The sequence below is a fragment of the Telmatospirillum siberiense genome, from assembly GCF_002845745.1.
GTDB classification, from domain to species: domain Bacteria; phylum Pseudomonadota; class Alphaproteobacteria; order Rhodospirillales; family Magnetospirillaceae; genus Telmatospirillum; species Telmatospirillum siberiense.
Genome location: NZ_PIUM01000038.1, coordinates 19,318 through 34,806, shown reverse-complemented (window position 1 = coordinate 34,806; position 15,489 = coordinate 19,318). Strand labels below are relative to the sequence as shown.

The following is a 15,489-nucleotide window of genomic DNA, read 5'->3' as shown; positions in this document are numbered from 1 at the left end:
GCGCGTTCGAGCGGGGGGCTCAACGCAGCCGCTTGACGAAGTCGTTTATTATATTTACGATCGTACGTAATATTATTGGTGGGTAATGATGACCAATTCCAATTCCCAATTCGAACCGGCCTCATCCGAAGGGATGTCCTCGCGGTCGTCTCCGTTTCCGGGAGACGCGATCGATGCCTTGATACCGTCTCCGCGTCGGCGGTGGCTCGCGCTGGCGATTTTGTTGACCGGAAATTTCGTCACCATTCTTGATCTTTTCATCGTCAACGTCGCCATTCCCAGCATCCAGGGCAATCTGGCGGCTTCGTTCGCCGAGGTGCAGCTTGTCCTTGTCGGTTATGCCGCAGCCTACGGCGTCTTTCTCATGAATGGCGCGCGGTTGGGAGATCTCTTCGGGCGACGTCGCGTTTTCCTGACGGGGATGGGCTTATTTACCGCCGCATCGGGGCTTTGCGGCATCGCTTGGTCGCCCGGTTGGTTGATTGCGGCGCGAGTGTTGCAGGGCACCGGCGCCGCCATTCTCATGCCGCAAGTGCTGGCTTCGATTCGCGTCTTGTTCGAGGGGGATCAGAGGCGGCATGCCTTTGGCGTCATGGGCGCCGTTCAGGGGGTGGCCGCCACGATTTCGCAACTGGCGGGGGGAATGCTGATCGAACATGGTGGCGGGGAGGGCTGGCGGCTCATCTTCCTTATTAATCTACCGATAGGTTTGATCGCGATGGCGGCGGGCTCTGTCGTCCTTATCGAGACAAAAGCACCTGTTGCCGCGCGGCTTGACTTGCGCGGCGCTCTTACGGGGGCGCTCGGTCTGCTGCTGGTGCTGGTTCCCGTCATGGAGGGAAGGGAATACGGTTGGCCCTGGTGGGCCTTTGCGATCCCTCTGTTGTCGATTCCCGTCTTCTGGAATTTCGTACGCTACGAGAACGGGCTGTGGGCGCGAGGGGGGGTTCCCATCATCGAGATGTCGCTGTTCGAGAATCCTCGCTTCGTCGCCGGTGTTGGCGCGGTCTTTCTGTTCTATTCGGCTATCAGTTCCTTCTTCCTGTCGCTGACGGTGCTCCTTCAATTCGGTCTCGGTTTGACGCCGCTTGTGGCCGGGATGATTTTCACGCCTTCCGCAGTTGCTTTTTTCGTCGGTTCTCTTGCCGGGCCGCGTCTGGCCGCCCGGTCGGGGAGCGGCGCATTGCTGGCCGGAATCTTGATTTTTGCCTGTGGACCGGGGCTGTCGGCCTTGGTTGCCGCGACGGCGGTGGATAATCTTCGGCTCATGATCTTATCGTTGATACTAAACGGCCTGGGGCAGGGGATCGTCATTCCGCTTGCCTTCAATACGATCCTCAGCGGAATCAGGGATGATCAGGCCGGCATGGGAGCGGGCGTGCTCAGCACCATGCAGACCATCGGGACTTCCGTCGGCGTCACGATCGTGGGCGTGCTGCTGTTTTCTTTGATCGAACATGCGACAACCGCTTCATCGCTCTTGACGCATCAGGTTTATGGCCACGCATTGGCGATAGCCACGATTTATAACGTGGTGGCGGCCATATTGAGTTTCGTCTTGTTCACCGTCGCCATTTATGTTCGGCCCAATTCGCGGGTGGTTTGACGACCGGACAGAGGCCGTTTACCGGACCGAGGTGCCGACTCCGGCGTTTGGGCGGTCTGGTATCGTCATGGCTGTCGCGCGCCATTCGATATGGCGATCCAGAGGGTAGATCGGCCGTGACAGTTTCTCAAAGCGGAACAGTGAATAGTCGGAACTCGTAACGCCAAGACTTGCGCAGTCCACCACGGCTTTTGCCGACGGCTCGAATGCCGGGCGGAAATACATCCGTGATTTCAGAATAAGGAATCGGCAATCACAAAAATCGATTCCGACACTTGTGAAGACGCCGTGATCCCACGGTTCGTGTGGGCGTTCCGTTACCAGCATCAGAGCGCGTCCGGTATCGATGACCGCCGCTCGTCCCATCGAGCAGCGCATTCCCGTATAAGTCGGGCCGGTAATGACGTATTGCCCGTCGCCCAGCACCTTCACGGTTCCGGTGAGGGAAAGCGGTGTCTTGGCGATTCCAATGGCCGGCATCGGCGTGCGATTGCCGATCTCGAGGGTCAGCGTGGCTCCTACTCCGGCGGCGGTCGCCGCTGCCACGGCTTGCCGGTCGCAGATGGGGCCTATGATGATACCGCTCAGTTGTTGTCTCATTGCCTCCTCGAAGACGTCCATCGTGTCACAGGTGCCTCCGGAGTTGCAGTTATCGCCGTGATCCAGGAGCAGCACCGGGCCAGACCCGTTCCTCTCCGCGGCCTCACGGGCGGCGGCGACCGATTCGGTCAAAGGGCGTTCTTCATAGACGAAGTCCGTTCTTCGTTCCCACAGCAAGGCACCGATTTCTCTCGCGATTTTTGCCGCCAATTGATGATCGTCGGCGTAGACGACGACTGACATGCCCGTATCCGCGATATCGGCGATCGGGAAGCCGCCAAAAATGCTCACGGCATGCACGCCATGTCGTTTCTCTGCCGCTCGTGCGGCCGCGATCACCTCCCGCATGGCCCCGGGCACGGATGTGTTCATCTTCAGCGTATGTGCAAGTTGCGGGGGGCGGCAAAAGGCGCAGGCATATTCTTTTCCCGTATCGATCATCGTCCGCAGAATTTTTGTAACATGTTCTCCGGTCTCATACATGTCGACATGCGGATAGGTTTTGAAGCCGACGAGGACATCGGCGTTCGACACCATCCGGTGCGAGATGTTTGCATGCAGATCGAGGGCGATGCCGATTGGAACGCTGGGGGCTATCGCGCGAATCCGCGCGAGCAGTTCGCCTTCGCCATCGTCATGTTTCTCGGTAACCATCGCCCCATGCAGATCGAGCAGCACCGCGTCGCAACCGGTTCGAACGGCTTCGATGATCGCAATGCACATCTGTTCATAGGCATCCGTGGGGACGGCGGCGCTTGGACTGGCCGAGGCGAAGACCGGAGTTGCCGTCTCGCCTTTCATTTCCTCGGCAAAGGCGAGGAAGGCATCCATCGCGGTGCGTGAGCCTCTTCCGGCACGCAGGGCGTCTTGCTGCCAGCGTGGAGAAAATGATTCGAGGGGTGTCTCGATCGGCGAGAAGGTGTTGGTCTCATGATGCATACGGGCGATGACAAAACGCATTTTCCGAGATTCCTGATCAGCCGTCGGGTTGGTGAAAAACTCAATCGGCGAGGTTTATTCCGTGATTTTTTGAACCACCATTTCGTTTGACGATCGCGTATGGCGAGAATTCCTCCTTGCCATTAGGAGTTCTCCGATGACGCCGCGAGGCAACCGGACAACCACCAAAAGGAAGGCCGTGCCGAGAACAAGAGGGAAAAAACCCTCGAAATATCCCGTCAACCAACTCTCCGCCAGTCGCACCAACAACGCTCCGCCACATGCCGAGACGATAAGATTTTTGCCGCCTAGCGCGACCCAGATGATGGCTTCGGTGGAAAGCGCCGGCCCGACAAGTGAAGGCGAGGCGAACCCGAATTGGGTTACGAAAAATGCGCCGGCCGTCGCGGCCACGACGGCACCGAGGGCGAATGCTTTGCTTTGCTGGTGGACGACGTTTATTCCAAGAGCTTCCGCTCGGATTCCGTTGTTGCGGATTGCCCGCAGAGTTTTTCCCCATCGGGAGCGTACGATCCAAATCAGCAGACCGGAGAGCGTTGAGAATAAACCGAAGCCGACCAAATACGCGGCCAAGGCGTCGTTGGTTTCAGGTCCTCCGGTCAGACCAAAGCGGAGGGAGGGAACACCGAGAAGACCGTTTTCACCTCCCAAAAAACGCCAACTGGTCAGCGCATTCTCTGCAATCATTCCGATGGCCAAGGTCGTAAGAGCGATTTGTGGCCCTTCCATTGCCTTTACAGAAAAGAATAGTCTGCCGATGGCATAGGAAGTGAGCGTGGCGAGGAGAATGCTAAGTAACAGTCCCATCCACATGGAATTGATCTGTGGAAGAAAGGGCAGTTTACCAAGTTCAACAGCGCCCATGGCATAGGCGCCCATGCCGAAAAATAGGGCCTGGCAGAAACAAAGTATGCCGCAGTGGCCCCAAACCCAAGCTACGCTTGCTGCCAGAAGCATATACGAAAAATAACGTGCAAATTCGCCTCTCTGCCAATCTTCAATGCACCATGGGGCAACGGCTAACACTGCGTATAACAATAATGCTGATTTTATTTCAGAATCATTATTCTGCGATAAAGTAATTTTCTTTATATATTTAATTATTGCCGTCATACGATGCGATCCTTTTGCCGAAATAAACCTCTCGGGAAAAGGCGAATAGAGGCGATGGCCATGATCAAGGTGATGGCGGGGGCCCAGGTCGATGAAATGAAGGTCGCGCCGAGACTTTGTACGGAACCCAGTAATGCCGCCCCGACCATTGGTGCCAACGTGCTTGCCATTCCGCCGAGGAGAACCGCAAGAAAGGCCAGTGCCCCATAGGAACTTCCCATCGAAGGATCGATTGAAATCGTGGGGGCGATGATTGCTCCCGCAAACCCCGCCAATCCCGCTCCGACGGCGAAGGTGATGCGATCGAAATGCCGGGAATCGACACCAAGGCAGGATGCCATCTCCCGATTGATCATGACCGCTCTGGCTATCAACCCCCAGCGAGTCCGGAAAAAAAGCAGATAGACGGAGAGGATGACGAGCAATGTCATGCCCATAACGCAAAGCCGGTAGGCTGGATAAGGAGTTTGAAAAATATGTACCGTCGTCGATAAGGGGGGCTGCACCGTGCGTGCTCCCGGTCCAAAGATCAAAACAGCGCCCTGCCGTAAGACTAACGCCAAGCCGGATGTCGCGAGAATCGTGCCGGCTAGTCTTGTATGGATCCGGCGGATCAATATTTCTTCCACGGCCAACCCGAAAAAGGCGATGGCAAGAGGTGCCGCAATTATGGCGCCCCACGCCGAGATCCCGAAGGAGTTGGCGACGACCACCATATATGCGCCCATCATCATAAATTCTCCGTGAGCCATATTGATGATATGCATCAAGCCAAAAATTATTGCCAATCCAAGGGTAACTACTGCCACTATTATTATGTAATTTGTTGTATCCAGAAGATATTCGAAAATATTATTCATGATAATATAGTTTTAAATATTCATGTAATATTCTGCTGACGATTTGTCTTCTTTTAATTGTGAAGCGTTAAATTCGTTGATGATTTCTCCCGATTCAATAAGAAGTATTCTGTCGCATAACTCGGTAAGAATATTTAGGTTTTGTTCAATGATGAGCATGCTGGTTGCAGCCTGCGTGCCGTAAATCTTCAATACGCGAGATATTTCCTCCACGATGGAAGGTTGAATTCCCTCCAGAGGCTCATCCAGTAGCAGAAGGCTCGGGCGGCTTACCATTGCGCGCGCGATGGCGAGCTGCTGTTGCTGTCCGCCGGACAAGCCTCCCGCGCGGTCATCTCTGCGCTCATAAAGCCAGGGGAAGGACTCGTAGGCGATGTCCAGATGGCCTTCGATCCGGTGGCGTTGCCGGAGGGGGGCATACGTCCCTAGAAACAAATTCTGCGCGACGGTGAAGTCTGGAAATAACTGTCTTCCCTGCGGGACGTATGCGATGCCAAGTCGGGCAATTTCATGCGTCTTAACTGTCGTCAGGTCTTGTTCCAAATAACGGAGAGTCCCGCTTCGGACGGGTAGAAGCCCGAGAATGGTGCGGAGCAAGGTCGTCTTTCCTGCGCCATTGCGGCCGATCACGCCGAGGCGTTCCCCGGGTGCGCAGATCAGGCTGAGGGCTGAAAGAACGGTGCCGTCACCGTAGCCGGAAGCGATATTGGTGATAATCAAGCCGCGGTTAGGCATGGGTGCCGAGGTAAGCGGTTTTTACGGAGGGTGAATGGCGGATGTCGTCATATTCGCCGCATGCGATGATTTCGCCCGCCGAGAGGACGAGTACGCGACAATTTATCGCTTTTACAAAGCGCATATCATGTTCGACGATCAGGCAGGCGCATCGGGTCTGTTCGCACAAGGCTCTAATCAAAGCCACCGTTTCCAGGGTTTCCGCCTGCGTCATTCCAGCGGTGGGTTCATCAAGCAGGATCAGGCGGGGCGATTGAGAAATCAGCATGCCTAGTTCGAGCCATTGCTTCTGTCCGTGAGACAGGAAGCCGGCGGGGATATCCTCCATGCCGTGCAGGCGGACGGCCTTGAGAAATTGCAGGGGGCGGTCCTTTTTCGGAATTGATTTCGCTGCCGTGTGCGCGACCAAAAGGTTGTCAAGGGCCGAGAGGTCTTTGAATATACTGGGAGTCTGGAATTTCCTGCCGATTCGAAGATGGGCGATCCGATCCGGAGAAAGGCCGGAAATAGATTTTCCGGCGAATCGGACGCACCCCTTTTGGGGTTTCAATTGCCCCGTTATGATGTTGAACAAGGTCGTTTTACCTGACCCGTTTGGGCCGATAATACAAAGTATCTCTCCGGTTTGAAGCTTCAGGGAGACGTTGTCGAGTGCGAGGACTTTGCCGAAGCGATGGGAGATGGCGTCCAGCACGAGCAGCGGTTCGGAGGCGTCTTCCTCAAAGTGAATGGCGGCGCGCATGTCTAAAGCAGTGCGCAGCCGGCGTCGGCCCGGATGTTTCCGACGGATTTGACGACTCGTAAGCTGCCTTTTTCCGTTTTGGCGAGAAACATGGACTGATTTACGCAGTGGTTGACTGGATCGACAGTCAGCTGGCCGGTGGGGCTGTCGATTTCCAGGCCGGATAACCCTGCCAGGATGTCCTCGCGTGCGGAGCTTTTCTTTCCCGAGGCCGCCGCGGCGACGGCTTTGATCGCGTTGTAATGTGAAACCACATAGCGCGTCACGAAACCGGATGGCGATCCGCTCTTTGCCCGAGATACGAAATCTCTGATGGCGGGCTGGTCCAGGGTGCTGACGAATGGAGTCTCAACCCAGATATCCTCTCCCTGACCTGGGCCGAACGCTCCCAGACTGGATTCGCTGAACCCGACGCAAGCAAACGTCACCTTTCCGAACAGGCCCAGATCTTCCGCTTGTTTGAGAAAACTCAACCCTCTGGAGCCGGGAAAAGCCTGGATAACGACTTTGGCTCCGCTTTCCCTAATGCGCCTGATGCTGGTTGTGAAATCCGTTGTATTTAGTGCGGTTAGTTCTTTCGCTACGACGGTTCCCCCATGTTCGGTTATTACTTTTTCGGCTTTCGGGAACAGCTTCTGTCCCCAGGCGATGTCTGCGCCGAATAGATAAAAATCGTTACCTGCCTGGGATTGGAGTTCCGTCAGCAACGCGTCGAGTTCTTGATTCGGGGAAGTGCCAAAATTGAATAGATATTGATCGCATGAGCCACCCTCGAAGCTGGCGCCATAGAGGAGGGCCACTTTGTGGCGTCGATGAATGGCAAGATTGGCATCCCGCGCCGGGGATAAGATAGGGCCGACAATTGCGGCTACCGTCTCTCTTTGAATCAATGTGATCGCCCGTTCGACGGCCGTCTTGGGGTCGGTTTGATCATCTTGATACACGACTTCAATCGGCGATCCGAGTACGCCGCCTGCGGCGTTGATCTCCGTGATTGCGAGATCGATTCCCAGTTTTGCCTGATTTCCAATGAGCTCCTGCCCCCCTGAGAACGGCAGGATGGCGCCTATTTTCAATGATTGCGTTCCAAAGGCTTTGTTCGGCGCGATGGCAAATGGCGTGGCAAGCGTGCCTTTGATGAGTTCTCGCCGACTTAACATTTCAGCAACTCCAAATCGGCGCCGATGCCGGGGGGCTTCATGTTGCATGGAGCCTTTCGCCAACGGCGCTGAGGCGGATAACCATGATCTTCGAGGCTAATCCCAGTGAGGCGTTGAATCAATAATATATATTATCGATCATATATATTATTGATTTTTTTATAGAGGGGCGCCGTGTGGCGCCCCTCTATCAGGCCGCTGATGCGATCTTCATGATCGGTTCGGGAGCGGATGGGGCATCTTCCATTACGGCAGCTCCGGAGGAGCGTAATGGCTGCGGCTTCGTCAGTTGACCGCTCCGGCAACTCCCGTGGTCCGGTCGGCGATGGCGACGGTTTCAAAATAGGTGATCGCCGGGTCGTTCCCGTAGCGTGCGCGAATGCCCTCCAACCATTCACCGGAGTAAAACGCTTCCGCAGCTTCCCGATTCTCCCACAGATATGCGCCGCCCGCGACGCCACCTTCACGCATGCAGATAAACTGCTTTTGGATAAAACCAGGTATATTGAGGAAATTTGGGGAAATTCTCGCGAAGTGTTCCCTGCATTCCTCAAGTCCGATTCCTTGGGGCAGCTTATATAAAACGATGGCGGTGATCATTGTCGTCTCCATTGGATGAATATCGGATGGTGATCTTCAAGCGGACAGGTGACGGCCCGTCGGTCGATTCCGACGATTGATGCCGATGTGGCTCTTATTCGAGCCGCGATTTCATGCCGGCGGTTCTCCTGATGTGGATCTGTATCTGCGTATGCAGGCGACGTTTCGAAGGATTAATCATTTTATTCCGTCTTCGAATCCGTCCGTGCTACACTGCGCTCGCCGGGCAACCGGCTATGGAACTAAACGCCTCACAGAATAAGCGTTACGGACCCGGGGGCGGTACCCGGCGCCTCCACCACTATCCCGCCGTTCCGGTTCATGAGCGGCTTTGTGGGGGCGAAATAGGATCGACGTGCGTAGTAAAGGTCAGGCTTGTTCTCGGTATGAGTGCGACCGTCCATCAGGCTCAAACACACTAAGTGCCAACGATAACATCGCTGTCACCGAAAATGTTGCTCTCGCCGCCTAACGGCCGCTAGAGTAATTTGATTCGCGGTCCGGGGGCACCGGGCAACAGAACGCCCCCACTTCCCTTTTTTAGATTATCGTCGTCGACCGCTTTCATTCATGGCGGTTTGCTGTCGGCCCGCCGCGTTTGAAACCGGTCGACGACGGCGTCACAGCCGGGCGACATGTCCGGCGACGGTTATCCGTTCGGTCAGAATGCTGCGATCCGTGAGCCAGTCCGCCGCCGTCTGCAGCCGGGTGACGAAGCTGGTGTCGTTCACGGCGTAGAAACGATATTGACGCTTGAGGCCGATGAAATAGTCCCTGACCTCGTCCTTGTACTGGCCGGCCTGCTGGCTGATCTCCTCGGACTCGCGCACATTGGCCGAGGCCCAGGCTCCCTCGGCGGCGAAGGCGGCATTGACGGCGCGGACCAGATCGGGGTTCGCCGCCGCGAAGTCGCGGGAGGTGAGGAAGGAGCTGTAATCGACGGCGAAGTTCAGGTCCCGCCCCTCGTTGAACACGTCCCTGGCCTGATATTCCACCCGGGCGATGTCGACGGCGGGACTCCACATCGCCCAGGCATCGATCTTGCCGGCGGCCAGCGCCGTCGCCGCATCGGGCGGATTCAGATAAATGGCGTTGACCTTGGAACGCTCGATGCCATGCTTTTCCAGCGCGGCGATCAACAGGAACTCTCCCAATCCCGAGCGGTTGACCGCCACCGTCTTGCCGATCAGGTCCTTGACCGTCTCGATGCCCGTGTCCTTTCTGGCGATGATGGCCGTCGTGCGCGGGTCATAGTGGTAGAACTGGGTGAAGACCAACGGCGCGCCGGCGATGATGGCGGCCAGTGCCGGAGTGGTCGAACCGCCGAAACTGAAATCGGCGCTGCCGCCGGTGACGGCCTGCAGGGTCGGTGCGTGATTGGGGAAGGGGCCGACCCATTCGACCTTGATCCCCTCCTTGGACAGGCGTTTGTCCAGTTCGCCGCGTTCCTTGGCGATCAGGGTCAGGCCGCCCCGGGCGTAGGTCAAACGGACCCGATCGGTGGTCCGTCCGGCGGCGGGTCGGGAAATCACGGCCGGAATCACGCCCGCCGATCCGGCGCCGATCGCCAGTGTGCGGAGGAACTCGCGGCGGGACCAAAAAGATGACGGTTTCGGCATGGAACAGCTCCGGTTGGTATGTTTGGGAGAAAGGGGGGAAATCGGGCGTGCCGATCGTTTCAGTGAACGGGCTCGCCGGCGGCAACGCCCAGTTCTTCGAGCAGGACGGAATGCAATTCCCGGGCATCCGGCTGGTCTGAAACGGTGTATTCCGAGGCGATGGCGCCTTCGCGCATGACCAGGATGCGGTCGGCCAGGGAAATGGCTTCGCCGACGTCGTGGGTGACCAGAAGCACCCCGGGGCGATGCTTGGCGACGAGGCGTCTGACCAGATGGTGCATTTTGATGCGTGTCAGGGCATCCAGCGCGGCGAAGGGTTCGTCCAGGAGCAGGAGACGGGGCTCCTGGACCAGGGCGCGGGCCAAAGCCACGCGTTGGGCCTGTCCACCGGAAAGCGTCCGTGGCCAGTCGTCCAGTCGGGAACCCAGCCCGACTTCGGTCAGGGCGGCCTCGGCTTTCGCCCGTGGAGCCTCGCCTTTCAGGCCGAGGGCGACGTTTTGCCATACCGACAGCCAGGGAAGCAGTCGATGTTCCTGGAACACCACCGCCGGCCGGCGCGGGGCGTCGATGCGCCCGGCCTGGATAGTGTCGAGGCCGGCCAGGGCGCGCAACAAGGTGGTCTTGCCGCAGCCGCTTTCCCCCAGAAGGGCGACGAACTCGCCGCAGGGAATACGCAGGCTCAACCGGTTGATCACCAGGCTGTCGCCATAGGCCCGGACGAGGCCGGTGGCGGTGACGGCAGCCGTTTCGTCGGGCGTGGGGGGCATCACCGTCCCTCCCCGGTGAAGTTGGGGTGCCAGGACAGCAGCCGGCGCTCCAGCAGGCGGGCGATCGAATCCGCGCTCACGCCGATGGCCGCGTAGATCAGGATGGTCAGCACGATGACGTCGGTGCGAAGAAACTCGCGGGCATCGATCGCCAGGAAGCCGATGCCGGCATTCGATCCCACGGTTTCGGCCACCACCAGCGCCAGCCAGGCGGTCGCCAAGGCGTAACGGACCCCGGTCAGTATGGAGGGCAGGGCGCCCGGAAGGATGATTCGGCGAATCAACTCCAGCGACTCCAAATTCTGGACTCGGCCGAGCTCGATCAGCTTTGGGTCGATCTGGCGGATGCCCAGCGTCGTGTTGATGTAGATGGGAAAACTCACGCCCAAAGCGACCATGAATATCTTCTGACTTTCGCCGACGCCGAACCAGACGATGACGAGCGGCAGCAGCGCGAGAAACGGGACGGCGCGAATCATCTGAACGGAGCGGTCGATGACCGTGCCGGCGATCTTCGAAAAACCGACCAGGGTGCCGAGCAGGAAGCCGATGGTGCCGCCGATGGCGAATCCGCTGGCGGCGCGGAGCAGGCTGACGCCGAGATCGGTGGCCAGCCGGCCGCTGATGGTGAGCGCCCAGGCCGTTTCAAGAACCTTGCTGGGGGCCGGCAGGATATATGGAGATATCCATCCGGCACGGGCGGCTTCCTCCCAGACCAGCAACAACAGAACGGGAATGGACCAGGACAGCAGCAGCCGCGTATCGAAGCCGGCGCGCCGGCCGGTCTTGCCCAGCGCCCGTTTCGACCTTTGCGCCGGTATTACGCAGACGGTATCGGGATTGTTCATTTTTCATCCTCAGAGCCGCTGGTCCGGGGGGAAAATTCTGACCCCGCCCGGCTTATCGCCAAATCACACCCTGTATGTTAAAGTCCACAATACCACTAGACAATAGATATATTGGGTTTTAAAACCGATTTCCGCCGGGCCCGTCCCGGTTCATCGATGGGGTGTCGAGGAATGTCGCCGTTGGTAAATGGATTGGATCGACGGTCGGTGGTCGCCGCCATTGCCGATTATGTGCTGCAGGTCAATTACCGCGGTTATCGGCCGGATCCGCGCAAGGTGTTGTCGGTTCGCCGTACCGACCGGACCGCGTGGCTGCGCAATGAGGGAATCCCGGTACGCTGGGAGGTTTATTATTACATCGAGGGCGAGCTGTTTCCGAAGGAAGGCGCCACGCGGCTGGCCGAGGGGGAAAGTTCCGTCCGGCGTGCGGAAGCGTTGGTCGACGAGGTCTGGGATCAGTTGTGGGCATGGAACGGATATGATTTCACGCCGACCAGTTACGGCTTGAACAAGGGGAAATATTCGGACGAGGCCGCCACGTCGACATCGGACGGGACGCAGGACGTCGTCCATGGCTAAGTCGTCCAATCCCAAAAGCGGCTACATCACCCGGCGGTTCCGCGAAACCGGCCTGGATGTCGGCACTATCGCCGATTATCTGGGCGAACTGGTCGGGACCGATCCCCGCAATGCCCTGCCGGAGGGCGATAATGTGCCGATCTGGGAAGCGCCGGTGGTGGGTATCGCATCGGCTGCAGATCCCTTGTTCGACACCTTGGCGCAGCCGCATGTCGTGGGGCCGATTCATGTGAAGGCCGATCATTGGCTGGCCGGCGCGAAGTCGGTGATCAGTTTTTTCGCCCCGTTCTCCCGCGAGATAAAGCAGAGTTACGACAGGGAATCGGCGCTTCCCTCGCTGGAGTGGGTCTCCGGCCGGTTGAATGGCGAGGTTTTCATCAATGTGATGCGTCGAAGTCTGGTTCGTTTCCTGGAACTGCGGGGCGGCCGGGCGGCGGCGCCCAATCTTGACCCCGCTTACAAGGCGCTGAACTGGCTCCCCATGTGGTCGGAACGACACGTCGCCTTCATCGCCGGCGTCGGAACGTTCGGCCTGCATGCCGGATTGTTGACGGAAAAAGGAGCCGCCGGCCGTATCGGCAGTGTCGTCACCGATCTAGAACTGGAGCCGACCCCGCGTCCCTATACCGATATTTACGAATATTGTCCCTGGATGTTCGACGGGACATGCGGCGCCTGCATCAGGCGTTGTCCGGTCGGCGCCATTCATGCGGGTGGCAAGGATCATCGGATCTGCGTCACCAATGGCGATACCAATATCCGTCCGGAATTCAAGGAGTGGGGTTATCACTCCTGCGGTCATTGCCAGAATAATCTGCCTTGTTCCGACCGGCTTCCGAAGCGCAAGGGAACGTGAGGGGGCAAGACCGCCGTGGTTGGCTACCCGGAAATGACGCCATTTCCGGGTAGCGCTCAGTCCAAATAATTCTATGAGTAATAGGGTGAGGCGATCTCTCGGCTGGCCGCGGCCACGATATCGCCGTCAAATAATTTTACTGAAAGACTTCCGCCAAGTTGTTTCGCGGCATCTGACAGATATCCCCCGGCATATGCCTTGGCATTCTCCAGAGAATCAAATTCATAGAAGCCGCCAATCGTGTGGTTATTAATGCCGCTAAGCCATGTTTTGCTTTTGAGTCCTTCATTTTTTTTCATGGCTATGTTTATTGATTTCCAATCAATCTCGGTGAAGGGGATGGAGACCTGAATCTCCGCATAGAGAAAGATTTTCTTCGCGCTCACGATATCCCTCCACGGAATAGCCACCAATGCCAATCGGCACATTGTGCATAAATCTACTAGATAAATCTACTGCATAGCGACGGCAGGAGCGAAGGCGCTTTAATCATGAAAAATCTGTGGTTTAAAAAAAGAACGGGAACCAGCGACTCGTAAATTGACTAATCTAGTAGATTTATAGATAGTAATCGGGCGGGGCGGCGCGGCGCCGTGGATGCGTGGCGAGGAGGGGGCTTGTGACAGCGGCGTATTACGGCCAGGAAAACCATGGCCCTTATGAGATCTATGACCTTGGCGACTTCGATCTCGAAAATGGCGGGAAGATCAGGGGCGGGAAGCTCGCCTATGCCACTTTCGGCACATTGTCGGCCAGCCGGGACAACGCGATTCTCTTTCCGACCTGGTATTCCGGAACCAACAAGATCCTGGAGCAGGCCTATGTGGGGCCGGGCAGGGCTCTCGACCCCGAAAAATATTTCATCATTCTGGTCAATCAGCTCGGCAACGGCTTGTCCAGTTCCCCGCACAATACGCCGGCCCCCTTCAATGCCGCGAAGTTTCCGCGGGTCAGCAACGCCGACGATGTCAGGGCGCAGCATCGGTTGGTCACCGAGAAGTTCGGTATCGAGCGGTTGGCTTTGGTGCTCGGTGGTTCGATGGGGGCCCAGCAGACCTATGAATGGGCGGCCCGCTTCCCCGCCGTGGTCAGGCGGGCGGCGCCGATTGCCGGCACCGCCAGGGGGACGGCGCACAACAGACTGCTGGTGGAAACCTTTATCGAGGCGATTACCGGCGATCCGGCGTTCGACGATGGCTGGTACCGGGAAGATGGTGCCGCGCACCGGGGGCTCCGGCGACATGCAAGGGTGTTCGCGGCCTCGGGTTTCACTCCGCGCCTGTTCAATGACGAATTGTGGCGGGGGTTGGGTTTCTCGTCGGTCGACGATTTCCTCACCGGCTTCGTCGAGAACCATTTTTTGCCGCAGGATCCCAACAATCTGATTCTTCTTGCCTCCAAGTGGCGCGACAACGACGTCGGGCGGATTGCCGGCGGCGACCTGCGCCGGGCCCTGGGCGCCATTACGGCGAAGGTCGCGGTCATCGCCATCGAAGAGGATGGGTTCTTTCCCCTGGCCGATGTCGCCGCCGAACAGAAACTGGTCCCCAACAGCTCCCTCAAGCTGGTGTCTTCGGCTTGGGGGCATCTGGCCCTGTTCGGCATTGATCCTGGCTACAACGAACGCGTCGACGCGTACCTCAAAGAGCTGCTTGCCACGTCCTGATCGGAAACGCCGGGACGCCATTCGTCGTTTTCACTGATGAAGAAGGAGTAGCCCATGACCGACCAAGCGAGACCCCCGATCGATCCCTATCCTCTCAGCGACTATGTGGCCTGGGCGGGGCGGCGCAACCGCGATCCCATCCTGGAGATCTTTCAGCAGAAGTTTCCCGACTCCGGCGACGCCCTTGAACTGGCCAGCGGCAGCGGTCTGCATATCAACCATTTTGCCCCCCATTTTCCGAAAATCCGTTTTCAGCCGTCGGATCTGATCCCCGAGGTCTTCAACTCGATCACCGAGAAGCGGGAGGCCGCCGGCAACAGCAACGTGGCCGACCCCATCAGGATCGATCTTACCGATCCGGCGACTTGGCCATCCGCGGCGGAGCGGCGCTACGACGTCATTTTCGTGATCAATATTTTCCAGGTTGCTCCGGTATCCATCGCCGACGGCATCGCCGCCCTGGCCGCCAAGCTGCTGAAGGACGATGGTTTCGTGGCGATTTACGGCCCCTTCAAAGTGGATGGGGATTACACCACGGACTCCAACAAGGCGTTCGATGCCGAGATTCTGGCCGCCAAGGTTCCCGAGTGGGGCCTTAAGGATGTGCGGGATCTGGAAAAGGCGGCGAAGCCCCATGGCATCGTCCTGAAGGAAAAGATCGACCGGCCGGCAAACAATTTCATTTTGATTTTCGCCAGGGGCTGAAAGGCATAGGGGCGTCGGCCGTTCCATCGCGAGATGGTCGACGTTCCCCGCCATCGTCATGCAAGATGGCCGA

General features: G+C 57.8%; 16 protein-coding genes and 1 other RNA gene. 6 read left to right on the top strand and 11 right to left on the bottom strand.

Translation table 11 applies throughout. The features are described 5' to 3' along the window. Positions 1-85 precede the first annotated feature (85 nt). On the top strand, positions 86-1,606 hold the full coding sequence (locus tag CWS72_RS23470; protein WP_338056221.1) for an MFS transporter: 1,521 nt from the start codon (positions 86-88) through the stop codon (positions 1,604-1,606). A gap of 18 nt (positions 1,607-1,624) precedes the next feature. Here the strand turns inward: CWS72_RS23470 and CWS72_RS23465 are convergent, their stop codons facing one another. The 7 genes from CWS72_RS23465 to CWS72_RS23435 form a co-directional block, all read right to left on the bottom strand. After that, a complete protein-coding gene (locus tag CWS72_RS23465; RefSeq protein ID WP_101253083.1) occupies positions 1,625-3,166 on the bottom strand; it encodes a M81 family metallopeptidase in 1,542 nt (513 codons plus the stop codon). Positions 3,167-3,220: 54 nt separating this feature from the next. After that, positions 3,221-4,279, bottom strand: a complete 1,059-nt coding sequence (locus CWS72_RS23460; protein ID WP_101253082.1) for a branched-chain amino acid ABC transporter permease — start codon at positions 4,277-4,279, stop codon at positions 3,221-3,223. Beyond that, entirely contained in the window at positions 4,276-5,139 is an 864-nt protein-coding gene (locus CWS72_RS23455) for a branched-chain amino acid ABC transporter permease (protein WP_101253081.1), read from the bottom strand. Before CWS72_RS23455 ends, CWS72_RS23460 begins: the two co-directional genes overlap by 4 nt. 12 nt (positions 5,140-5,151) lie before the next feature. Continuing rightward, entirely contained in the window at positions 5,152-5,874 is a 723-nt protein-coding gene (locus CWS72_RS23450) for an ABC transporter ATP-binding protein (protein ID WP_101253080.1), read from the bottom strand. Next, positions 5,867-6,616: an ABC transporter ATP-binding protein gene (locus CWS72_RS23445; protein ID WP_101253079.1), complete on the bottom strand. Its 750-nt coding sequence runs from the start codon at positions 6,614-6,616 to the stop codon at positions 5,867-5,869. The genes CWS72_RS23450 and CWS72_RS23445 overlap by 8 nt, the downstream gene beginning before the upstream one ends. A 2-nt stretch (positions 6,617-6,618) precedes the next feature. Next, on the bottom strand, positions 6,619-7,824 hold the full coding sequence (locus CWS72_RS23440) for a substrate-binding protein (protein ID WP_101253078.1): 1,206 nt from the start codon (positions 7,822-7,824) through the stop codon (positions 6,619-6,621). Between the two features lie 237 nt (positions 7,825-8,061). Next, complete coding sequence (locus tag CWS72_RS23435; RefSeq protein ID WP_101253115.1) at positions 8,062-8,376, bottom strand: YdhR family protein; 315 nt, start codon at positions 8,374-8,376, stop codon at positions 8,062-8,064. Between the two features lie 182 nt (positions 8,377-8,558). Here CWS72_RS23435 and ssrA point away from each other — a divergent pair. Next, positions 8,559-8,908: a transfer-messenger RNA gene (ssrA, locus tag CWS72_RS23430) on the top strand. An 88-nt stretch (positions 8,909-8,996) separates the two neighbouring features. On the opposite strand, the gene CWS72_RS23425 is transcribed toward ssrA, so the two are convergent. Genes CWS72_RS23425 through CWS72_RS23415 form a run of 3 tightly spaced genes read right to left on the bottom strand, consistent with a single transcriptional unit; the run spans position 8,997 to position 11,610 of the window. Further along, positions 8,997-9,995 (bottom strand): NrtA/SsuA/CpmA family ABC transporter substrate-binding protein, encoded by a 999-nt coding sequence (locus tag CWS72_RS23425; RefSeq protein ID WP_101253077.1) that lies wholly within the window; start codon positions 9,993-9,995, stop codon positions 8,997-8,999. 59 nt (positions 9,996-10,054) lie between these two features. Next, complete coding sequence (locus tag CWS72_RS23420; RefSeq protein WP_101253076.1) at positions 10,055-10,762, bottom strand: ABC transporter ATP-binding protein; 708 nt, start codon at positions 10,760-10,762, stop codon at positions 10,055-10,057. Then, a complete protein-coding gene (locus tag CWS72_RS23415; protein WP_101253075.1) occupies positions 10,762-11,610 on the bottom strand; it encodes an ABC transporter permease subunit in 849 nt (282 codons plus the stop codon). Before CWS72_RS23415 ends, CWS72_RS23420 begins: the two co-directional genes overlap by 1 nt. Before the next feature lie 171 nt (positions 11,611-11,781). On the opposite strand from CWS72_RS23415, the gene CWS72_RS23410 reads away from it, so the two are divergent. Then, positions 11,782-12,189 (top strand): hypothetical protein, encoded by a 408-nt coding sequence (locus tag CWS72_RS23410; protein ID WP_101253074.1) that lies wholly within the window; start codon positions 11,782-11,784, stop codon positions 12,187-12,189. Continuing rightward, the gene (locus tag CWS72_RS23405) at positions 12,182-13,045 is read left to right on the top strand and encodes an epoxyqueuosine reductase (protein ID WP_101253073.1); all 864 of its coding nucleotides are present in this window, start codon (positions 12,182-12,184) and stop codon (positions 13,043-13,045) included. The genes CWS72_RS23410 and CWS72_RS23405 overlap by 8 nt, the downstream gene beginning before the upstream one ends. A 71-nt stretch (positions 13,046-13,116) precedes the next feature. On the opposite strand, the gene CWS72_RS23400 is transcribed toward CWS72_RS23405, so the two are convergent. Further along, entirely contained in the window at positions 13,117-13,431 is a 315-nt protein-coding gene (locus CWS72_RS23400) for a hypothetical protein (protein WP_101253114.1), read from the bottom strand. A 233-nt stretch (positions 13,432-13,664) separates the two neighbouring features. Here CWS72_RS23400 and CWS72_RS23395 point away from each other — a divergent pair, with 233 nt between their 5' ends. Next, positions 13,665-14,711, top strand: coding sequence for an alpha/beta fold hydrolase (locus CWS72_RS23395; RefSeq protein WP_101253072.1), 1,047 nt, complete (start codon positions 13,665-13,667; stop codon positions 14,709-14,711). Between the two features lie 54 nt (positions 14,712-14,765). After that, positions 14,766-15,416, top strand: a complete 651-nt coding sequence (locus CWS72_RS23390) for a DUF938 domain-containing protein (protein ID WP_101253071.1) — start codon at positions 14,766-14,768, stop codon at positions 15,414-15,416. Positions 15,417-15,489 lie beyond the last annotated feature (73 nt).